General features: G+C 36.7%; 20 protein-coding genes and 1 riboswitch. Of the genes, 3 read left to right on the top strand and 17 right to left on the bottom strand.

Features of this window, described 5'->3' with window-relative positions; genetic code table 11:
* Positions 1-56: 56 nt before the first annotated feature.
* The 5 genes from RMR19_RS04690 to RMR19_RS04670 all read right to left on the bottom strand — a co-directional run bounded on the left by RMR19_RS04690 (position 57) and on the right by RMR19_RS04670 (position 3,579).
* Positions 57-380 carry a YolD-like family protein gene (locus RMR19_RS04690; RefSeq protein WP_310602340.1) on the bottom strand — a complete coding sequence of 108 codons (324 nt, stop codon included), beginning with the start codon at positions 378-380 and terminating at the stop codon, positions 57-59.
* Positions 370-1,635 carry a Y-family DNA polymerase gene (locus RMR19_RS04685; RefSeq protein WP_310602339.1) on the bottom strand — a complete coding sequence of 422 codons (1,266 nt, stop codon included), beginning with the start codon at positions 1,633-1,635 and terminating at the stop codon, positions 370-372. The genes RMR19_RS04690 and RMR19_RS04685 overlap by 11 nt, the downstream gene beginning before the upstream one ends.
* 292 nt (positions 1,636-1,927) lie before the next feature.
* Positions 1,928-2,269: an ArsR/SmtB family transcription factor gene (locus RMR19_RS04680; protein ID WP_310602338.1), complete on the bottom strand. Its 342-nt coding sequence runs from the start codon at positions 2,267-2,269 to the stop codon at positions 1,928-1,930.
* 11 nt (positions 2,270-2,280) lie between these two features.
* Positions 2,281-3,054, bottom strand: coding sequence for a nitroreductase family protein (locus tag RMR19_RS04675; protein WP_310602337.1), 774 nt, complete (start codon positions 3,052-3,054; stop codon positions 2,281-2,283).
* A gap of 99 nt (positions 3,055-3,153) precedes the next feature.
* A complete protein-coding gene (locus tag RMR19_RS04670; protein ID WP_310602336.1) occupies positions 3,154-3,579 on the bottom strand; it encodes a hypothetical protein in 426 nt (141 codons plus the stop codon).
* An 84-nt stretch (positions 3,580-3,663) separates the two neighbouring features.
* On the opposite strand from RMR19_RS04670, the gene RMR19_RS04665 reads away from it, so the two are divergent.
* Positions 3,664-5,070, top strand: a complete 1,407-nt coding sequence (locus tag RMR19_RS04665) for a serine/threonine-protein kinase (protein WP_310602335.1) — start codon at positions 3,664-3,666, stop codon at positions 5,068-5,070.
* A gap of 43 nt (positions 5,071-5,113) precedes the next feature.
* A complete protein-coding gene (locus RMR19_RS04660; RefSeq protein ID WP_310602334.1) occupies positions 5,114-5,239 on the top strand; it encodes a hypothetical protein in 126 nt (41 codons plus the stop codon).
* Positions 5,240-5,294: 55 nt separating this feature from the next.
* Here RMR19_RS04660 and RMR19_RS04655 read toward each other — a convergent pair whose 3' ends face one another.
* The 4 genes from RMR19_RS04655 to RMR19_RS04640 form a co-directional block, all read right to left on the bottom strand.
* Positions 5,295-10,379, bottom strand: coding sequence for a DUF4132 domain-containing protein (locus RMR19_RS04655; RefSeq protein WP_310602333.1), 5,085 nt, complete (start codon positions 10,377-10,379; stop codon positions 5,295-5,297).
* 40 nt (positions 10,380-10,419) lie between these two features.
* Complete coding sequence (locus tag RMR19_RS04650) at positions 10,420-10,839, bottom strand: hypothetical protein (protein WP_310602332.1); 420 nt, start codon at positions 10,837-10,839, stop codon at positions 10,420-10,422.
* A 40-nt stretch (positions 10,840-10,879) separates the two neighbouring features.
* Positions 10,880-11,323 carry a hypothetical protein gene (locus RMR19_RS04645; protein WP_310602331.1) on the bottom strand — a complete coding sequence of 148 codons (444 nt, stop codon included), beginning with the start codon at positions 11,321-11,323 and terminating at the stop codon, positions 10,880-10,882.
* A gap of 89 nt (positions 11,324-11,412) precedes the next feature.
* A complete protein-coding gene (locus RMR19_RS04640; RefSeq protein ID WP_310602330.1) occupies positions 11,413-12,219 on the bottom strand; it encodes a tyrosine-protein phosphatase in 807 nt (268 codons plus the stop codon).
* Positions 12,220-12,566: 347 nt separating this feature from the next.
* On the opposite strand from RMR19_RS04640, the gene RMR19_RS04635 reads away from it, so the two are divergent.
* Positions 12,567-12,863 (top strand): hypothetical protein, encoded by a 297-nt coding sequence (locus RMR19_RS04635; RefSeq protein ID WP_310602329.1) that lies wholly within the window; start codon positions 12,567-12,569, stop codon positions 12,861-12,863.
* A gap of 164 nt (positions 12,864-13,027) precedes the next feature.
* Here RMR19_RS04635 and RMR19_RS04630 read toward each other — a convergent pair whose 3' ends face one another.
* From RMR19_RS04630 to RMR19_RS04600, 8 genes are all read right to left on the bottom strand, one after another.
* Positions 13,028-13,798: a DUF2087 domain-containing protein gene (locus tag RMR19_RS04630; RefSeq protein WP_310602328.1), complete on the bottom strand. Its 771-nt coding sequence runs from the start codon at positions 13,796-13,798 to the stop codon at positions 13,028-13,030.
* Between the two features lie 200 nt (positions 13,799-13,998).
* Entirely contained in the window at positions 13,999-14,736 is a 738-nt protein-coding gene (locus RMR19_RS21880) for a cation-translocating P-type ATPase (protein WP_331654649.1), read from the bottom strand.
* A 27-nt stretch (positions 14,737-14,763) separates the two neighbouring features.
* Positions 14,764-16,530 carry an HAD-IC family P-type ATPase gene (locus tag RMR19_RS04625; RefSeq protein ID WP_331654648.1) on the bottom strand — a complete coding sequence of 589 codons (1,767 nt, stop codon included), beginning with the start codon at positions 16,528-16,530 and terminating at the stop codon, positions 14,764-14,766.
* Between the two features lie 110 nt (positions 16,531-16,640).
* A riboswitch (NiCo riboswitch) is annotated at positions 16,641-16,746 on the bottom strand.
* Positions 16,747-16,985: 239 nt separating this feature from the next.
* On the bottom strand, positions 16,986-18,389 hold the full coding sequence (locus RMR19_RS04620; RefSeq protein WP_310602327.1) for an N-acetylmuramoyl-L-alanine amidase: 1,404 nt from the start codon (positions 18,387-18,389) through the stop codon (positions 16,986-16,988).
* A gap of 152 nt (positions 18,390-18,541) precedes the next feature.
* Positions 18,542-19,372: a hypothetical protein gene (locus RMR19_RS04615; protein ID WP_310602326.1), complete on the bottom strand. Its 831-nt coding sequence runs from the start codon at positions 19,370-19,372 to the stop codon at positions 18,542-18,544.
* Positions 19,359-20,777: a sensor histidine kinase gene (locus RMR19_RS04610; protein WP_310602325.1), complete on the bottom strand. Its 1,419-nt coding sequence runs from the start codon at positions 20,775-20,777 to the stop codon at positions 19,359-19,361. Before RMR19_RS04610 ends, RMR19_RS04615 begins: the two co-directional genes overlap by 14 nt.
* 57 nt (positions 20,778-20,834) lie before the next feature.
* Positions 20,835-21,494: a response regulator transcription factor gene (locus RMR19_RS04605; protein ID WP_310602324.1), complete on the bottom strand. Its 660-nt coding sequence runs from the start codon at positions 21,492-21,494 to the stop codon at positions 20,835-20,837.
* Entirely contained in the window at positions 21,487-22,635 is a 1,149-nt protein-coding gene (locus RMR19_RS04600) for a VCBS repeat-containing protein (RefSeq protein ID WP_310602323.1), read from the bottom strand. Before RMR19_RS04600 ends, RMR19_RS04605 begins: the two co-directional genes overlap by 8 nt.
* Positions 22,636-22,887 lie beyond the last annotated feature (252 nt).

Below are 22,887 nucleotides of genomic sequence, written 5' to 3'. Positions count from 1 at the left end.
GTATACTACAACTAGGTTATCCATTTTTATAGATTATATTTTACCCAATCGGTTTTTCAATGCAAGTCTGAAATATCATCAAAGTCAATGCTTGTATCCAAAATCTTCAGTACCCTACTGATTTCATCTATCCCTGTTACCATTCCCGTAACTTTCGCATACTCCCCATTACAAAAAAATTCTACCACAACGATATCTTTCTTTTTTATTTGGTGAAGTTTTAAGTCTAATTCCGATTTCTGCTCCTCTGACAATTCCCTTCGAGCCACAACGATACGTTCTTTCTCTGCCAACGCTTCTCGAAATCCCTTTAATGCATCAAAAGGCATAAACTGTTTTGCTCTGTCTGCGCAACTCATCTTTCCATATCTACTCGCCAACCTTATGCCCTCCAATCTGTTTGTTACGTTCCATTGTAGTTCCTGCCTCTTGTAAATCCATGCCTCGAACAATTGCATTTTTTCCAAATCTCTTCTTCACTTCCAGTGCTGTTCTTTGCAACTTCTTATCTCGCTCAACTTGAGCATAGTCAGTAAAAAGATCATATTGTTCATATGTCTCATCACAGATTTTATTGCAAGTCACACTCAAGCGTCGAATTGATTTTTCCTTATCGACAATACGTTCATACAAGTTCAGAACATACGGAATAATCGTTCCATACGAATTGGAACATACCGTCATTGAAGCAGTTCCATTCACATGCTTTATCCCAAGTTCATTCGAATACCCTATCATTAACGTAATTGATTGCGTCACGATACCTTTGTCTGTCATATCAAGACAAAGCGTTTCTGTCATTTCCTTAACAATCAATTTACCTTCCTCGAAATTGTAATCTCTCGGTAAAACCTGTCCACTAGATAAGGAACTACTTTTTGATTTATATGCCTTTATATCTGCCATTGAGGTAGTCTCTCTTCCCCATGCATGATCAATAAGAAGCTCCGCATCAATCCCAAACACTTGATAGAGTGCATCTTCATCAGCCCTCGCTATTTCTTCCATTGTCATGATCCCCATACTAGCAAGCCTTTTTGCAATTCCTGAACCCACTCTCCAGAAGTCAGTCAACGGTTTGTGACTCCATAGCATTCTTTGATAGAGTAATTCATCCAGATAACCGATATTATCTTTTGCATGTTTCGCCATAATATCCATTGCAATCTTGGCTAGGTAAAGATTCGTACCAATTCCTGCTGTAGCAGTTATTCCCGTATATTCTTTTATCTCTTCCATTATCTTCACTGCAAGCTCTTTTGCATTGATATGATATAGAGGCAGATAATTCGTCACATCCATAAACACCTCATCTATAGAATATACATGAATATCTTCTTTCGCAATATATCGTAAATAAATAGCATAAATGTCGGCAGAATAGTTAATGTAAAGCTTCATTCGTGGTTGTGCCATAATATACTCTACACTTTTCGGTATCTGAAACACCCTACATCGATTCTTAATCCCCAGTGCTTTCATAGATGGAGAGATAGCAAGACAAATGGTTTTTTCACTCCGTTCTGGATCGGCTACTACCAAATTCGTTGTCAATGGATCAAGTCCACGCTCCACACATTCTACGGATGCATAGAATGATTTTAAGTCTATACACATATATGTCCGATTCTCCATCTTGAAAATTCCTCCTGCTCGTTCTGTTTTTATAATACTTTCTATAGACATTATATCACCCGAACATATGTTTGTAAATTGTGACTTTATACCATTTGCAATGACTATTTTCAAAATTTCTTCTTAACTCTAGCATAAATTAAAAGGCTATTACAAAACTAATTTTCCTATGATATATAGTGATATTATTAAACTATCATTATATATCATAGGAAAAATTCATTTTGCAACAGCCCTTACAAACAGCACTCCTATATACCTCGAAATTTTAATACGGTTTTGTTGACGTTTTTTACTTTATATGCAATACCCCTTCGTAAACAAGATTAATCAAGTCAACTATTTTTTTCCATCTACTCTCATCCGCACTGATATAGTAATAGTTTTTTGTTCCTTCTTCTCTCATATTTACGATTCCTGCCTCTTTTAATATCTGAAGGTGATGGGATACAGACGGTCTTGTCAGATGCGTTTTCTCCGCAATCTCTCCAACGCGAATTCCTGACAAATCGCTTTGTAATAAAACTAAGAGTATCAATTGCCTTGTCTGATCCCCTATTGCAGTAAATGCATTCTGGCATTCCTTAAAACCTGATGTTATCTCTTCTATTCGCTTTTGACATTCCTTCTCCATCTGTCACCTTCCTATCTATATTTAACATCTATTTTCTCACGTTGTACAGAACGTTGGTATTTTACCTTTGGGTATCCTATCACTAAAGTTGCAACAACTTTCTTTCCTTTTTGAATTCCCAGTATCTTTTTTATTTTATATGAGACATTTGCCGCATTAGTAAAGAAACCACTAAATAATACACCTAGGCCATTTGCTTCCGCAACAAACTCCATGTTTTGCGCCGCCAAGATACCATTTATCTTATCTTTTGCAGTAATTACAATCACAATTGGTGCTTGATAGAAGAAAAAGTGATTCCCAATTTTGTTTCTTCTTATCATAGGACTGAACAGATTCATTACAGGTTTTATCTTATGGACGAAGCCAACTGCATATTCCTCTACTTTATCCTTTTCTTTATCTAACACAATAAAAGAAACGTCTTGTTTATTTCTAGCAGTATGCGTTAGTCTTCCCGCCTCCAGTATCTGTTCTATCACTTCTTGTGGAATTTGTTTCTCCTTGAATTGCCTTACCGTTCTACGAAAACGAATTACATTCATCACATCTTCTGGATTAAGAAATGTCTCTTGCTCTTTTTCTATAGGTTCTGTATCGTACCCACTAATTGCTATCGCACCTTTAAGACAGACTGCTACACAATGCCCACACATAACGCAATCATTTGCAATTGCTTTTGCTTTCTTCTCTTCTATCGTGAGGTTATACGCTACACACTCTTTCTTACACATTCCACAACCAGTACATTTTTCTTTATCGATTATAATCTCATGCATTTTCATTATCATCTCCGCCTTTCGTTAATATATATTAACCATTATAACAGACATAATAAGAAATGCATTATTGGTAAAGAAAATCGTTACCAATACAACTCTTCCTCAATCCGATATAATCGAATATCCATATTCTATTAATAACCCATCTGCCTCCATAAGACTCAATCCATTATTCAGAGCAAATTTAAGAATGGAATCCCGCTTATGGCGTACATATAATTCGCTATATCCTGCAAGTTTTAAAAGACGCTCTGCCGTTTCTACCGAAAGCTTTAAGCCAAATGCTAGTTTTATAACCGTATCTCTCGTTGGACGTTTCTCCGCCTTTAATAAATTGTAGATGAATGGTTCACTGATACAGGCTTCCGTTGCGATACTAAACTTACTTTTTCCGCTCTCTTTTATTAATTCATTCAGTAATTTATAGAAACTCTTATCGTCAAATTCTGTGGCATTGTTCTCAAAAAAACTATCAATATTCGTAGCGTTTCTTAATTTAAAGTCCAATTCTTCTGTCTTCTTATCCATAATTTCACCTTTAACCTTCTCGTAATTCCTTATCAAATATGATACAATAAATTTCACAAGAAATAAAGACTAGGAGGAAACAATGTGGCCTTAATCGAACAATATAAACTCTCTACATATAAAGATGTCTCTGTAATCGCAGAAAACTCATCAAAAAAAATCTCTATTGTAATAGAGGAGACTACGAATAAACTGTATGTGAAAAAGGTATTACCTGGCACTGCGTATTTTGATTTTTTTATTCGTCTTGCCTCTTTGAATCATAAAAACTTAATTAAAATCCATGATGTAATTCTCTACGATGATGATACCTATGTTTTTGAAGAATATATCAATGGGCAAACTTTGCAAGCACTACTAGAAAACGAAGGAATTCAATCCGAAGACAATGCCTTAGACTACGTTATGCAAGTCTGCGATGCACTAATCTATCTACATGACCAAGATCCCCCCATTATCCATCGTGATGTAAAGCCCGAAAACATCATGCTCACTACTGATGGTGTAGTAAAGTTAATCGATTTTGACATCGCCCGTGAATTCAATCCTTCTGCCAAAAGAGATACCACATTTTTAGGTACGAAAGAATATGCTGCACCGGAACAATATGGTTATCAACAGACTGATGGTCGCACAGATATCTATGCTATGGGCGCTCTCCTTCACGAACTACTCACAGGTAAACTGCCTCAAAATAATATTATATATAAAGGTTCTTTACAAAAAGTTATAACGAAATGTCTGCAACTTGAACCAAAACAAAGATACCAAAGTGTTCTTGCATTAAAAAAAGCCTTAAAAAAAATAAAACTTGCCCCATATAGAAAAAAAGGGATTTATGCATTATCCGCTGTTCTATCCATTAGTATTATCATTGTGTTTTTTTCCAAAATCACAAACTCCCCTGAACATACAGAAACACCTTTCTTACGGGCTTTATCAGAACAAAATTCTGAAATTTCAGATACGATTTCAGATACGATAGAGGATGCTATAGAGGTTTCAACCCAATTGGGCATTTCAGGCAATACAGATAATTCACCTAAAGAGGATACTCATACACTAACCTCTAAAGACGGCAACTTTACAATACAGATGCCTTCTAATTGGATAGAAGACAATACAATCAATGCCTCGGCTGACCTGCAGGCATCAAATGAGAGTACTCTCTCCTACTTTGTATTACTTGCTGATCCAAAAAGCGACCTTGAATATACATTTGAGGAATGGAAAGAAGTTGTATTCGCCACCATTATTGCCGATGAGAAGAATATGGTAATAGGAGATGAGGTTAACATTACTATTAATGGTAACCCTGCCATTCAACAAACCGTTTCTACTGTAAGTGATGGTATTAAACTCAAGTTACTGCTAACCTATATTGACGGGCAGGATTACTATGGGCAAATCTTGTGTGGAAGTACGGAATCTTCTTATGAAAATAATTTAGATTCCTTTGAAACAATTATATATTCACTTAATGGTTTATAAATTAGTTACTATTTATATTGCTAATAATGATGATTTTTCATTTATGATTGTTGCACTATTATCTCCTGACATGACAGAGTCCATCCGTTTTGTAGGTAGTACTACTGCAAAAGATAATTATGTTACACTTACAGACGACGCAACTGATAGAAAAATACCGCTTGGGTAATTGATGATATGCCAATTTATCCAAGCGGTATTTTTTCTATTTGATTATCCTTCTTTTAACCAACTATCTGACTCAAAATACTAGGATCCTTTATCTTCTCATCCCGTGCAAACAACACAATCTTTGACATAATCTCTGCTGTTTTCGGATCTTCATCCACGAAAGGAAGGAATAACTTTCCACGTTGTTGACTGTGCACAGGAAGTACATTGATTTGTGCAGCGCCAATTTTATGTACCATTCCACTGCCAAGATGAATACTATATTCTCCTCGTGTCCCTTCAATTAACGCATGGCTACCTTCTATCCGGACATTCGTAATTCCAAACAGCGGTAAATTAAATTGTACAATAGCTGCTCGCATCTCGATAGTGGAGTGACTAGTTTCTGGATCCACTCCACCTACATGTGCCACACTAACGGCTAGATCCACATCTCGCATAACTTCTGAATAGATAATAGCAGGAACCTCTTCAATTTTTAAGTCTGCAAATGTTTTTCGATGAGAAAATTCCACCCATTCCAATGTTGGTGCTTCTACATCTGCTGGTGAAAACCAATCTGCCAAACAATAAATTCGAGCAACAATATCGCCCTTATAATAAACCTTCTGTAATCCATCTTCGTAATCTGCAATCCAATGTCGGTCTTTCAGACAAGCCACTGCCTTCTTAGGTTGAATCTGATTTCCTGCAAACAGTAGCGATTTCCGTTTCTCCATCTCTTCTGGTAACTTCACATATAACTCTCTAAACACTTGCTTAAATGGTTGCTTTATTCGATTTCCCGATTCATTCGCAGTAAATAAACACTTCTGATATTCTGTCCAACACTCCGCTTGATACAAATCAAAAGGGTGAGCCACATACAGCGAAGCCGAATCTTCAAGTGTATGTAATTTTCCTGCATAATCACGTAGCCCTGCATTCTCAAGAAATCCAATGCTCTTTCCCTTTGCAGATTCACTTCCCTCTTCTTTGCATACATATACCAGCTTCTTAATAATCGGTGCTACTACAGGATTTTCAAGCAGACTCCTTACTTCCTCGAACGCAAATGCTTCTTGCTCCTCCATTGCCTGCTCCATCATATGCACGGTTCGGCGATACTGGTCTTTCAATTTCTTTTGAAGATCTTTACGTCCAAGAACAATCTCATTCTTTCTAATGGCTGCTGGTATGAATTTTAAAAGCTTACCTTTCTTCTGACATAAAAGTGTTGGCACTCCCATCTCATCCACATCAATTCGAATCTCTGAATCTTCTACCGTTGTCCATTGAAAATAACTTTCGTAAGCCTTCACAAACTCGGTTTCCATAAAAAGTTTAAGTCGCATAACATCTTGATATCCTGCTCTGGTAGCCAGATTCTTCATCGCCATCTCCACTGCTGCGCCTTCACTTTCCCTACGCCCAGCACCAAACTGGCGACTTTCCTTTAAAAACTTTTGCAAGAATTCATATCGTCTCAAAATGTCTGCTTTTCCTGATAACGGAACCAATCCATAGCTCATTAGCAAATCCTTGTTTCGCTTATCCGATATTTTTTCCTCTAACTCTTCTACCGTAACCTTGCCAAGTGCAGCATCTGCATACTTTCTGGCACGGGCATGCTTACTGCCATTTGAGATATATTTTGCTCCGTTATATAACAGAGAAAATACTTTCTCACCTAACATTTCATACACTTCTTGAAACCACGTTACATCAAAAGCTCCTACATTCAATTCTTCCCTTGTAAGTGGCGTATATTTTGAAATCATCGCCATTTCCCGCTCAGCAAAGTAATCATCCGTATGTGCTATAAAATAATAACAGCCACTCTTAAATCCTGAATACTCCAAATATTCTTCCACCAAATCCATCCATTGTGGCGCATACATCGCTACCTCTACCAAGCGTTGCGATGTAATCCCCTTCCCTTTCAGAAGTTTCTCCACCACTTCTTTCGAATCACTCTCCACTGGATAGCATACTTTTAGAAGATGACTTAAACAAGAAGTTCTTCCTACATCCTTCTGCCACTCATAACATCTATTTCGTTCTAATTTATCCTTTCCAAGTGCCAGTAGAATCTCTACAAAGCGTTTGGCGCCGAATATTCGTGGAATACTGTGGATATCCTCTGAGAAAACGGTTGGCATATCCCCTCTGCGAAGTTCTACATTCAACACCGCATCTATCAACTCTGGATATAACTCAAGTGTTAAACAATCTTTATACCGCGCAATGTTTCGTTCTTCATATACTGATAATTTTTCTTTAAATAGAAGTCCAAAATCTCTACAAGCCTTTTTCAGCCCAATACTTTCAAATATCACTTGGTATACATTACTTTTTAATATAAACCCCATATGATATGCCTTCAGATAATCAAACAATTGTAGTTGCGATCCATTCGATTTGAACTTTTTATCTTTATCCTTGTAGTGATAACGTTTGTTTAATTGATGTAGCACAGAGAAATGTTCCGAAAACTCCTCGTCGTTCTTCCAACCAAATTGACTACGAATGATTCCCATCATACCTGAACTTGTGAACGGGGCAGGTTCTTCCCAATAGCTATAATATCTTTTCTCGACTGTTTCATACCATAGTGCCTCTTCTGGGAATTCTTCTATTATATAACAAAAAATATTTCTTGCTACTTCCCGTATCTCAAGTGGCTTATCATAGATTTCCTTCATAATATCCAAAACCGTCTCTATCGTATCACGCTGTGTCCTGTTCATGCCTTCATAAACAGCTCGAATACTATTATTCCCTTCTGCCGTTAATACTTTACCAAAGATTTTTCTGTTCCACTTATCATAAACAGCTTGATTCTTTAGTCCTGTAAGTCCACGTTCTATGCTTAACAACATCTGATACACAAGTTGTATCGAACCAATCTCCTTCTCATAAAACGAAATCCATAATTCTTTAAACGGATAACAGTCCTCATACGAGGTGTCGCTATTATAACTCAAGCATCGGAGTCCATTTCCCAGCAAGCATTCCTCTCCATCCGAAGCTACATAAGAACGTGTTTTGTTCTCTTCTATAAATGCAACCAACTTATCGAATATGCTACGAAGCTTTTTTTCATCCTGTTTAAAATAGGACTCAAATACGTTCTTATCCGCTTTCTTTATCGGCAAATTCAGCTCTTCGCTAGGGGAATACAAGCCATACCCTTCCTCTATGCACTCTTCTTTTTTCGCCGTATCTCCACATATCTCTTGCAATAAGATTTCTTCTTTATGCGTTGGATTTTCTAAGCTGGTAGCAAGCTTCATTAACGCAGGTAATTCTTCTTCTCTTTCTTTGCTCTTTTTTAATTGTACAATTACATCCAAGCCACCTGTTCGAATCTCTTCTTTCTCTCCCTGTAGAAGACGCCCTACCGTCTCCACAAGCTTCTCACCTTTTCGTCCTGTCAAAAGCGTAATCACGTTCTGACGAATCTGTGCATTTTTAAAGCGAAGCATCTTCTCTAATTGCTCGTAATGTCTATCCTTTAAATCCAGTCCTTCTACCAGTTCAAATGCAATTGTTCGAGTGATTCCTTCTTTATCTGCCACACACTGAATCAACAAATCTTCCTGTATGGGTGTTTTGGGCGCATGAAGAAGCATTTCCATATAGCGGTATCTGCCAGCATATGTTCCTGAAGTATCTATGTTTCCAAGTAATCCGGCTGCATAATCAATCTTTTCTTCCTCAGCAAGAGCATACGCAAGACCACAGATTTTTTTTACAATCTGACTCTGACTAAGAGAGATCTGATACCATGGAAATATACATGGTGAATACTCTATCTTCTTCGATGGCATAGCTTCTAATATCGTCTTTCCTATCTCAAAATGTTGCTCTGCCTCTTCTACACTTTCAAAAAATTCATAGATTGAGATAGCATTGTAGGATTCTGCTCGTCCATCATATCTTTTGGGATTTACTCTTATGTCTTGAACACACTCTTCCATATCACTAAGATACGTAGGCATAAAAGCAGCTACCATTTCTAAATCGGTGAATTCCTGCTCCATTACCCTCTTTGCAACATTCTCAGAGAATTTAGAATAACCAAGTGAAGAATTAAAATATGACATTGTTAGCTTTTGATTTTTTGTCCCACTCTTTAGATACTCATTCATAACAGCAATCGCATCACTTACTTCATAAAAACCAAGGCTCCACAACCCAATCATAATTTCAATGCTGTCATTACTACTAGTAAGCTCATAACTGTATTCTCGATTTCGTAAAGACTTCTGCATTAATGCAACTATTTTCTCCGTAATCCGATCCATATTGCTCACATCACAGAGTCCTGTCCATGTTGCAATTGCTCGCTTAACGGAAGAATAACGTATCAGATTATGTTCACAAATCACATCAAATAAAGTAAGAAAACATTCCGTTGTTCCACAATCCATATTCTCACAGACAACTTGACGAACGCCCTCCTGCAGACGGGCTGCCAGCAAAAAATCCCCTAATATTTTATGTAATTCTCTATCCGAGCTTTTTACAATTCCTTGAATCAATTCTACTGTTACAATCGCCGTATTATTTTCGCTAAAAAGAATTTCCTTTACTGTCTCTGCTAATTCCTGATCTCCCATATCTAAATGTGCAGCAATCATATCACTCAGGCACTCTATCGATTTGTAACCCGTTTGGTTTTTCTTATAATCTAATAACTCATCCGATAATTCATTCTTCAGATATGCACTTAGACTTGTCTTATACAGACTAAATTGAACATAATCATTCATCAATCGGAATATTCTTTTTAAAAACGGCGCATACTCTTTACTTCTTCTTGAACGACGGTAGATTCCCTGCGAATACTGAAACTGGTTGTATTTATCAATTATATAGTAAAATGCTTCTCTTTCCTCACTTGGTACCAAACTTTCCACTAGCCTTTTTGCAAATTTCTTCATATACTCCGATGGTAATAATTTTTCCTGTCTCTTCATATCCGATATGATTTTATCCATATTTGGTGTTTTCCTGTATCGCAGCTCTCCAAATGCACCTACTTCCTGTATCAACTCCTGTGTGTCCATATCCTTCAGCGCATACTTACTTTTCCACTCTTCTTTGTACTTCTCCCACAATTCACTTCTCGTTTTCGGATTAAATAGATTCATTATACATTGTCCCGCCTCTCCCTATGAACTTCTTACCTATTCACCACATTCGTCCGCTAAGCATCGCCATCTTAACAAATGTTATCGTAGTATCCTCATTTAACGATATCGGTGTCTCTAACAAATCCTGTTCCTTCTCTTCAATAAACACCACTACAATTCCATCAAGAAATGCTTGTCTAGCAGTTTCCTGCGCCTCGTTAAGAGAAGGTGTATGTTCCCCATTGTTGTTACCAAAAGACACCTTCCCTGCTGTTGCTTTATCAATAATTTCTGTAGAAGATAACACCTGAAGTACTTCACCACTTTCCTGTCGTTGCTTGTATTCCTTCACGCAAGTTTTCACGGTTTCATCAAGCAATTCTCCTACGGTTTTCGGTGTATTTTCCAAGCAAAAATCTATGGTTTGAACAGCATTTTTTTTCTTACCAATCTGCTTCGTATTTATCTTAATCTTCATTGCCATCAACCTCACTCTATACGCTTTTTACACTAAGAGACTAATGCGCTCTTAGGTCAAAGTCTGCAAAAAAATAGTCACTTTCTCCCCAAGTGTAAACAATATAGTAGGTATTCGCCCCAAACTCTTCCTCTAGAATTTCAAACGATATATCAATATGCTCCACTATCGTTATTTTATTACTTGTCTGTTTCTCCACCTGATAATTCCAGTCCCATTCATCTTCACGGTACTTTGCATAATAGGCATCTAACTCTTCCAGTGTCAATTCCGATTTAATTAGCATCGCACCAAGATACTGCATTCCATTTCCTGCTCCGATTAATTTTCCTGCTGCTGAGATAGAATCTACAATCTCTGTTTTTTCTGGCAATGGCATCTTTATTAAATCTTCTTTCACTGTCTTCGCAATATGATTATTCGTAAGTGGAATTGATACTATTATTAAAACCATGATTGCCATAAATATCAAAACAATTTTCATAAAAATTTTATCCTCTTTTTTCATTGTCACCTCGTCCTTCACTAGATCTATTTTCTATCTATTTTTCCGTTTCTCTTATATATTCGTCCCTAATCTCCCCAAGATTGCAAAAACATTTCTTTCAATTTCTCTTGCTTTTCTTTTGAAAATCCATTCTTACCTAATAGTTCTTTTATATCTCTATCCTTATAGGCATCTAAAAGGCTGATTATTGTCTCTGCCTTTGATTCAAAAAGATCTTTTAACACTTCCTTATCGCCAAACATACTCACCATGCTTGCAGGAGGAGAACTAAAATTCTTATTAATTCCATTCGTATTATATGTGCTACTTACCATATAATCTGCAATAATATCTTCTCGAATAACATCACACAAGTACAAGACTAATGAAGCAATAATGCCTGTTCTATCCTTTCCCGCAGAACAGAAGAATAGAATTCCTCCCTGTGGAAGCTCTTCTAAGATGTAATTCAAAATCGTAACAGCACCATCTATATTCCCAAATAAGGTTCTCACATAATCAAGCTTCATACTTTCCATGAATTTTTCTGATCCCAACATTTGTGTCATCTTATCAGATGAGATATCCCCCTTGCTTAACTTGCTGATATCTGGAATATTCTCAAGTTCCTGCATTAGGGAACAATGGTAGTAGTTCATCTCATAATTCGGTGTAATACCTGCAGAAGTTTTCTCCATATTGCTACGCAAATCAATCATTGTTTTGACGTTCAATTTCTTCAAAATACTCCAATCCTCTTCTGTTAATGCAGATGGAGAATCTCCTCGAAACAACAATCCCCATTTTGTAACCTTCGCTTCTCTTGTAGGATAGCCTCCTAGATCTCTTACGTTATATGCTCCTTGTAATAAAATTCGTTTCATTCCAACCATAATTTTTGCCTTCCTTTCCATGATGAATCTTTATAGATAATTGCAAAACTCTATTTCTGTTTGTATAAGCTTCTTGATTAGCATACGCTAATACAAAAACACATCTTAGTAACTCTATATAAAATATAATACAAGAAAATCGACGAAAAATAAATGGTACTATAGACTAATAAATCAGCAGAAATCTTATGCTATCAGCAGAGGAAATTGCATGTTACTGTTCACACAAAACGTTCACAGCAACAATTGCATCTCTGCCTTGCTATACTAAAATAATTATTAGATATAAACATAGACAACACTATCTAATCATGATATCATTTATATAAAAAAACTTGGAGGAAACCATGGACTTATTAGATAACGAACAAGTACTTTTAAGTGGAGCAGCTGATGTGTTACTCTTTAATACATTCAGAAGATACACCACCACATTAACATTAACAAATCGTCGTGTAATTGTATCAAAACTCGTAGGGCATAGCGAATATTCCTTAGATGACATAACATCCGTAACACGATTTAAAGCTATGTTTATGAATATCGGTATCTGTTTTCATCTTAACGATGGCAGAAAAGTATCTTTAGCAACAAGACATATCAAAAAATTCACAGAAGAATTACAAAAGCTTGGTAAGATGTAATTTGAAATTGATTGCTTTATATTATTACATACCAATATCTAAAAGGGGCTGTTTCCAAAATAAACTTTAGTGACAATATATAGTGATATTTCTCAATAGATATCGCTGTATATTGTAGAAAATTTTATTTTGCAACAGCCCCTTTTATTAGGCAATATAGATACTTATTTAACTCTGTATGAAGAGCAATCTGCAGATCGATCCATAAAGCCATATTCGATTAGCGCTCGTCTAATTGTTGGAAAATCCACTTCATAAATTCTCTTTAGTATTCGATTCACTTCTGTTTCTGTATACTCTGTATTATTCTTAAAGTTCTTAATAATTTCTCCAAGTAAAATGATTTTTTTCTTTTCCTTCGCAGGGAATTGCTTTAACGCCCCATTCTCGTCCATATAGGTTGCTATCGTTTTCTCTCGTTCTTGATCTGATATATTATAGCGATCATCAACCATTGTTGCTGCCGTATGAAGTTCTTCAATTGTTCCTGTATCACTTTTTTCTATTGTACGATTCGTCTCTTTGGCAATCGATTGCATTAAGGCTAAAAATAGTTTTGCCTGTTTTTCCTTCTCACGAAGTTTAAATCGATGATTTCTTACTGTTGATTGCGCAATTCCAAGTTCTGAGCCAATTTCCTTATCTGTCTTTCCTTCTAATAAACATTGAAGTAATTGTTTCTGAATATCCGACAACCCTGTCATTGCAGATTCTTGCTTTAACAAAAAGGAAGCTACGTTGTTGTGCTCATTCTTAATATGATACCTAATTGCACCTTCTGCATCATAGAGGAGTGAATTTTCCTCATAGATACGTCCCTTATCATACTTCTGTTCACATATGACACAACAGAATTGCTCCTGTGTTTCATGATATCCTTCTATGATTTCTTCTACTTCATAATTCCATATCATTTTTATCTTATCCTTTCCCATCTGTTTACATCCACTCTATTATATTATCAGCTTTTTCGCATTTTGTCTGTATTTATATAGACATTATTTGTTTTTGTTTATGATAATAAATAATACCAATCTTATATATGTAGAAACAGGTATGCAGAAAATAGCAGCTCGTTTCCTATCGTTATATAGAAAACGAACTGCAAAAGCCAGTGGCTTGACTGATATTATATCTATTTGCCTACCTTCCTGTTAATTTTTCTTACTAACTTTACCAGTTCATACCAAAGCACTGCGCCTCCTGCTATTACAACAGCTCCAAGAAATTGCATCGCAGACAGTGGTTCGAATTTAAGGAAATGGGCTATTGGTGTATAGAGTATTGCAAATATGCCGATAATTGTAAAAATATTCACTGCCCACATAACCTTATCTTTCATAAGTCTTCCAATGGTCTGAAACACGAAATCATGATTTGAACTATTCACCTGTACTAAAAACAGGTTAGAAAGCATAATTATGACAAGCCCCATAGCTCTGGCAATTGGTGCATTCTCTACATTATTATCCAACAGAATATAGTAGGTGCTAAAGGATGCTGCAAAAATCACGAAGCCTTGAATTATACTTTTTGCAAACAAACCAGGACTTAGTAGCTTTTCTTTCGGACTACGAGGTTTTCTATCCATAATATCTTCTTCCGCTGGTTGTCGTTCCAACACGATGGAACAGGTTGGATCAATGATTAATTCAAGAAGTACAACATGCAAAGGAAGTAGTAAAATCGCCGCTGGCGAAATTTTTAGTATTGGTGCTAACAACGATGCAAATGCAATAGGAATATGGATTGTAAAAATATAACCAACCGCTTTTCTTATATTATCATATATTCTTCTTCCATCTTTTACAGTTTCTACTATGGTCGTAAAATTATCATCTAGCAGAATCAAGTCTGCTGCCTCTCTCGCCACCTCACTACCACGTTTTCCAATGTCAATTCATAGATCCGCATATTTCAGAGCTGGAGCATCATTTACTCCGTAACCTGTCATAGCTACAATTTCACCATTTTCCTTAAATGCTTTTACAATACGCATCTTATGTTCTGGAATAACTCTTGAAAATATACTCACATCTTTTACCTTTTCACGAAGTTCTTCATCGCTCATGGTATTTAACATATCTCCTGTTATAATGTGGTCACTATTTGGCATTCCTATTTTCTTTGCAATAGAAGCTGCTGTGATACCATTATCTCCTGTTATCATTACAACACGGATACCAGCTCTGTTACATATTGCAATGTCCTTCTTCACGCTATCCCTTGGTGGATCGGCAAGACCAATCAATCCAAGAAGTGTAAGGGAACAGTCTGTAATTTCTTTTGGAATCTCCTCTTCGCTATGTAACTTCATAGTAGCAACCGCGATCACACGAAGTCCTTCTCCTGACATTTCCGTGATTTTCTTCTCCGCATGTTCTCTTGCCTTATCATCCAAATTGCAGATTGTTAAAATTCGTTCCGGTGAACCTTTTGCTGCAATAACAATCTCGTTATTACGAAGCCAAACATGCCCCATCATCTTCAATTCATTTGTAAATGCATATTCCGTAATCAGTTTTCCCTGAAACAAATTCTCCTTTGTAATTCCATGGTCATTACAATAACTTAACATAGCTTTTTCCATAGGATCATAGGCATCTGTTTCACAGCCAAGTCCCATTGTTTCAATTAATGTATGAGTATCGCCATGTAAAGCCCATGTCTCCTGTACAGACATCTGATTCATTGTAATTGTTCCTGTCTTATCCACGCAAAGAACGGATACCGCTCCAAGTGTTTCTACTGACGGCAGTTTTCGGACAAGAGATTGTTTCTTGGCAAGTCTCCATGCTCCCATTGATAGAAATACGGTCAATACAACTGGAAATTCTTCTGGAATCATCGCCATAGCGAGCGTAATCCCTGCCAAAATACTTTCAATGATTCTCTCTCCAAAAGAGTGATCTGGAATGTTAAAGTACGTAACCACACCAACAAATGCAAACAATACAGCAGCTATTCCAGCGCAAACTTTAACAAGACTCCCCGTCTGCTTTTGAAGCAATGTTTCTTCCTCAGGAGCAGATGCAACATTAACTCCTATTTTCCCATATTCTGTTAAAATACCAATCGTTTCAACCAATACAGTTGCAATTCCTTGAGTAACCAAAGTCCCTGCATAGCAGTAATCCCTTCTCCAGTAATCATTTGACGGTTGTAAATCATCCGTTGCTACTTTCCATACTCCTTCAGCTTCACCCGTTAACGATGATTCATCCACACATAAATCGTTACATCGGAGGATGACTCCATCGGCTGGAATCTTTACCCCTTCATAAATCATCATGAGATCTCCTGGCACTATATCCACACTGGCAATTATGATTTCTTTCCCATCTCGAATAACCGTGACATGAGGGGCTGATAAATCCTTCAGAGCATTTAATGTTTTGTCTGTTTTCCATTCCTGAATTACATCAATACTGATAATACCGATAACAAAAATAAGCATTATCGCACCGTCTCTTGGCTCTCCAAGAAGAAAATAAATGACTGCTGCAACAATCAAAAGCAGGAACATCGGCTCACAAATTATATGAAACACCTTTCTAATAAAGCTTTCATTCTTTTGTTGTACAAGCTCATTCTTTCCATACTTTTCTTGCAGTTTCTTTACCTCTCCTGAATTTAATCCCATCAGGTTCTTTTTGTAATCCGTCATAAAAGTTACCTCCATTTCGCCTTAACGGCAATTTTTTGACAACTCTATGGCACTCCATACAACGTTATTTGTTCCTAGTGGGTATAAAAAAACACACCAATGGAACATACTACTGTCCCACAGATGTGTAATAATTTACTATCTGTTGCCATGCTTAATGGCCCGGCCCCATGACCTAATACCAATTAGGTTCATCGCCTGCTCAGTTTGTACTGTTGATCGCGCATTTCTACTATCGAAATGTAATGCAGTGCAAAGAGATTGCTTGTAATATCATTATATAACAATATTACAGTTAAGTGACTTATCTACAAGAATCATTATAACTGATTCATACACTTCATGCAATAATAAGTTTCTGTTTTAAAGTGGTCGAATTCAACCACTTTAAAATCAGTATAATTCAATTGGTTTTTTTGCAAATAAAAATCTATCAATTTGATGACTTTTTACGATTAAAACTGTATCGGAAGCACCTCCTCAGTCAGTGGCTTCATCTGGTACTCTGGAAATTGATCCAATAGCTCCTCCAAACAAACTGCAGTAGCATGAACCGTGTCATGAGCTAACATAATCACTTTTTTCCTTTTTAACGTACTTTCCTTTGCATTCTTTATCAAAACTTCAGGATCGGCTTTTGTCACCGCGTCCTCCAAACCAGCATTCCAATCAAAATAAACAAAACCTCGCCCTTCCATCTCTGCAATAATATCTTCATACGTATCTTTATTATAAGCATTAATACTGCCACCTGGAAAACGGAATAACTTTGCTTCCGCACCTGTAACCTCACGGACAATCTCGTATGCCTTCTCAAAATCAGCCACATAGCTGTCCACATTTGCATAGATTGCTTCATAATCATGCTGGTTACAGTGAATACCAATTGTATGTCCTTCGTCCACAATACGTCTTGCAATCTCAGGATACCGAAGAACATTTTCCCCTACCACAAAAAATGTTGCCTTAATATTTCTTTCCTTTAAAATGTCTAATATTGCAATTGTATTTTCCTTTGATGGCCCATCATCAAAAGTCAAATACATTGTCTTAGGATGAAAATAAAATTCTATTCCTTGAGCAATTCCCTCTGCAAGCTGCTTCTGATACTTTTTCGTAGCTAATAGCTCACGTTCCTTTTTATTTGTCATGAAACCCGTTTCAATTAGACAAGATGGCATAGAAGTCTCACGTATCACATATAACTCTGCGCTTTCTCGCAATCCTCTATCCTTTGTATCAATAACTTGCATTGTCTGTTGATGAATGACGCCTGCTAATCTTTTATTATTTCCAGATTCATCCGGATAATACCAAGTTTCAATTCCTTTTACTTTATCAGATTCCTCACAGACATTCTGGTGAATACTGACGAAAATATCTGCGTGTTCCTCTTCCGCTATTTTTACTCGCTCTTCCAAACTAAGACCGTAATCCCCATTTCTAATCATCACTACATCGTATCCTTTTTCTTCAAGTCGATCTTTTAGCAGCATTGCAATACTTAGATTTATTTCCTTTTCTAAAACATTCTCTCTATTACAACCAGCATCTACTCCCCCATGCCCAGCATCAATGGCGATTTTAGGTGTTTGAGACTCTTCTTCTATTTTTTCTATGTACAGATTTTCCTCAGGCACTATTTCTGTTCCACCAGGTGTTGTCACTTCAGAGAAATTGTCTGCCTGCTGAACCCTAGGTATCCCCTGTTTCATATCCGACCATAAAAGCAATCCCAAGCATACTCCTAAAGCAGATGAGATCAATAAGCCACACCAAAATAATCTTCTCCTGCGATGCCTTGTTAACAATGTTTTTCTTTTTAAATATCCGTGTCCTGCCGTTAAACTTCCGTACATAATGATGCTCCTTTTCTTTTCCCGTGTATTTCCATGATAGAGGATTTATAAAACAAACTCCTGTGTAACTGTTTCTTTCAGTTTACACAGAAGCTACATCAAAATGTCATATTTTTCACATCATAATTGCATCATTTGTTACGAAAAGCTTATTATTTAGAAACTTTTAAAAAAAGCTCATTAATTCCTTCATAAAAACCAATCGTCACCACCGTATATCCTCCATCCATACCTGCAAAACGGTATTTTCGAAAGCACGGTGTTGTCTCTGCTAGAGGATTAACTGGCTCATATGCTTCCCACTCCTCTAACCCCATATAGGTACTCCATTTTTCTATTATTTCATCAGGATTAATATCTGACCAAGATAATTCGGTACGTACATAAAACTCATATAATTTTCCTGTATCTGCATCAATATACGCATCTAGCAATCTGTTTTTCTTATTGGCATTCTGTTTTCCTGTAGAAAGTTCTACCTTCCACACCAATACGTTATTACGTGGTGCAGGTACATCAATAGCAGAATACAACACCGCACTATATGCAGTCGTCTGCACATCCTTTACCGTGTTCGGCAAAATCCCCAGTTCTTTTAGTATACCAAGTTCTTGATTACAAGTATCAAAAACCTCTTCATCGCTTATTTCCCTACCTGTTCCATCTTTATGACTGACTACAAAAGCATACGTTCCTGTTAGTTCTTGATAGTCCATATCTCCTGAGTTAGTTCTTGTCATAGCACTTAGATCACTTTCTGGTTGAACTTGATTACTGAGACACTTTGACAACAGATACAACTTATCATTGCTACTCATGGAATAACGATATCCTTCCGTTTCCGTCTCCATTGGTTCTGCCGTAATCTGATTCAAAATCATGTCATCTTTGTACCTTGCCAACTTTTCTGGTCCCCACACTGCCAATACCATAACCAAAACAGCCACTAGTAGAAAAAAAAGATTTTTTTTACTCCTTTTCACAGCACACCTCCTCCTTAGGAAGTATAAAACGGATACAAGTTCCTTGACCTTCCACACTTTCTATTTCCAACTCACTGTGGTGTAGATATAGAATTTCTGCACACAGTGCTAATCCAAGACCAGCACCCTTTCGACTACGTGAGCGTGATTTATCTACCATATAAAACGCTTGTGTTACCTTTTTCAAATCCTCTTTAGGAATTCCCAAGCCAGAATCCTTTACTTCAAACTGATATCCATTCTCCACTAACGTTCCTTTTACTTCTATCATGCTTCCAGATTCGGAAGCTTTACATGCATTATCAATCAAATTTAATAGCACGGATTTTAATAGATCTACTTCCGCATAAATCTTTCCTGTCTCATAAGAAAATGCAAACTTCATCTCTGTATTCTCACTGAATATGTATTCCAGATACTCAAAAAGAATCTCTGCCTCTATCTTCTGTGGTTTGATACTTTCTCGCTTTGTAACTATAATATCTAGCAAACGAAAAGACATTGCCTCCAACCGTTTTCCTTCTGTATAAATGTAATTCGCTGACAAAAAATTTCTTTCGTCATCTAACTTACGAGAACGTAGTAAATCTGCATAGCCAATAATTGCTGTTAATGGTGTCTTTAGTTCATGAGCAAAAGCCGCAATAAAGTCTTCTTTTGACTGAACCTCTTCCTTTAATTGATCTATATTTTCTTCTAATGCATTTGCCATCCTATTATAGTCCATAGTCAAGGAACCTAACTCATCATTACTAATTCGCTTTGCACGATATCCGTAGTCTCCCTTCGCCATCTTCCCTGTAGCCTCCGCCAATAAACGAATAGGCCTAGTCAACCAACTTGATAGAAAGAGCATTACCACGGAGCTACAAAGAAGCATCAGTAACGTTACTTGACGGTAAACAGAAAAACCCAACATTCTCTCCTCAAATACTACTGTTACATCCTTCATTGTTTCCAAATACAATACTCTGTTCAATGCATTAACTTGAATTCCAGTCTGAATATAATAATGTTCCTGTTGCTGTATTATTCGATAATTGTGAGTATCTGGCTCTATACTCTGAATAAGTAATCCATCCTCCACAAAACCATCACTAACATAGAGGACTTTTCTTTCCTCACCTGATAGACGTAGCAAACGCCCCGTATCCTGTCCGCTACTCTCTAGTTTTGAACCAATTTGTTCCACAACGGTATCCTGTAATATATTGTATTTGGACGGAACATTAAGTGCTGCTGTCTCAAAAGCAAATTGAAGAATATTGCTGTCATCCATTGCTTGATTTATTTCTCTGTCTAGGGCTGTCTCAAATACATAGTTTACAAAAAAGTAGCCACTAAACCCAAATGCCGCCGCCATGATAATAACGGTGCATAGTAAGATTTTATACGAAAATTTCATGCAATCCCTTTCTGGTTATACTCGAACCTGCTCGAAAAATCATTTTTCATACACGCCCTAATCTTCTATCTCCAATCGATAACCAATCTTATATACTGCTACCAAATTGTCTTCCCATCCCATCTTCTTGCGAAGTCTTTGTACATGCAAATCAAGAGTTCGACTATCTGCAAAGTACTCATCCCCCCACACCATTTCATATAGTCTCTCTCTGAAAAGAGCAATGTTTTTGTTACGTATAAACAAGACTAGAAGACCATATTCCTTATTTGTCAACACGACTGGCCGACCTCCTCTAGTTACTTTTCTAGCTTCAATATCCACCACAATATCTCCCGCACTAAGTAAACGTTGCGCTTTGTTATACCTTCTAAGTACCACTTCCACTCTAGCCACCAATTCCACTACTTCAAATGGTTTCACCAAGTAATCATCTGCTCCAAGCTTCAACCCTTTTACACGATCTTTTACTTCATGCTTTGCTGTAATAAAAATAACAGGTATCTTCAACGGATAGATATATTCCATAATGTCATATCCATTTGCTCCAGGTAACATAACATCTAATAATATCAAGTCAAACGGTTCCCGTTCAATTAAATCTATGGCCTCTAGTCCATCCTGCACCGCTTTGCAACAATACCCCGCATCAGTCAGGTTTATATCAATTAAATCACAAATTGGTTTTTCGTCATCTACGATTAGTATCTTAATCATTATCTTGTGGCCACCCCCAGTATTTTCTTATCTTTTTTACCAATTTTTCTAACGTATCTTCTTCCGTACATTTATAAAACTTTTTAAATTCAGTGTCCACATCGAAACCTGTAGTTCGTTGGTAATAGATTGCACAGTCACTTTCTACAATCGGCTTTCCATCGGGTCCTTCGTTACTGTACCTAGCAAGTACAACCAAATCCTTCATGCCGTCTCCGTCCATATCTCTACCCGTCATACCTTTCAAGGAATAAAGATTCGCATAGTCACCCATCGGCTGGAAACTCCACACGATATTGCCCTGCTCATTCACAAGGTAAATCATAAAAATATTATATTCTGCAATACACATAACTCCTGGCACAACTTGAAGTCTTCCTTGCTTCTCAAAGTCCCTCCAATAGCATTGTTCTTGAATAATCTTAAAGTTTTGATCTGTCAATTCCTTCAATGTAGATGCCGTGTACAGTACTTCCGTAGAGATACCGTCCCGAACATATGCTACGATGCAAGCAATACTTTTGTTCATACTAAAACGGTTCAATTTGTCTGAGATTCTATAGTCCCGATAAAATGTCTTCTCACCTTGAAACAATACATCCCCAATCTTGTAGGACTTTCCCGCATAGTCACCTGTACTATTTTCACAATTAGTAATCATTATAATATCTGTCAATCCATCCTTATTCACATCTTGAAACGATATTGCCACACTTCCTTTCGTTGGCTGTTTCATTTCCCCTAGGCATCGGTTGTTTGTCTCTAATTGATTTGTTTTATATAAAATAGTACCTTGCTTATCTGCTATAAAAATTACCATACGCGCATACTGCCTATCTAGTGCCAGTATAAATGTAACCTCTTCCTCACCAAATGTCTCAAATACAACAGGGATCTCGTGATACTTTATAATATCAAAACCGTTTTCAACAATATCGCTTCTCTCTTCTATCGCTGCAAACCGCTGTTCATACTCTTGGTATTGCACCATCAATTCGCTTGTTTCACCCACTACAGTATCTTCTTCACTAGCAGAGGACTCTACTCCCCCTATTAAAGGTCTAGCTGTAACAGATACAGCAGATTGAAATACACACAGTAAACATACAAATAATAGTATATAATAATTCCTTTTTCTCATATGCACCACCTTTCCAAACACACCCTAATACATTATACATCATAAATGCATCATTTTTTCATACTTTTACGACAAATATTAAATTACATTATTTACTATACCACATATAATCCTCTCTTTCAGCAATATTTTCTATCAAAATTCTTGGGGTAGATAACTAATTAGTAATATAATCTAAGATTATATCTATCATTAGAAATATTGATTGTACTTATCACTGGATAAAGGGTACAATATAACAGTATTAAAAAT

This window comes from Anaerosporobacter sp. (assembly GCF_031551385.1).
Classification (GTDB): Bacteria; Bacillota; Clostridia; order Lachnospirales; family Lachnospiraceae; genus Anaerosporobacter.
The sequence above is the reverse complement of the archived record's forward strand: the minus strand, read 5'-3'. Positions and strand labels throughout refer to the sequence as shown.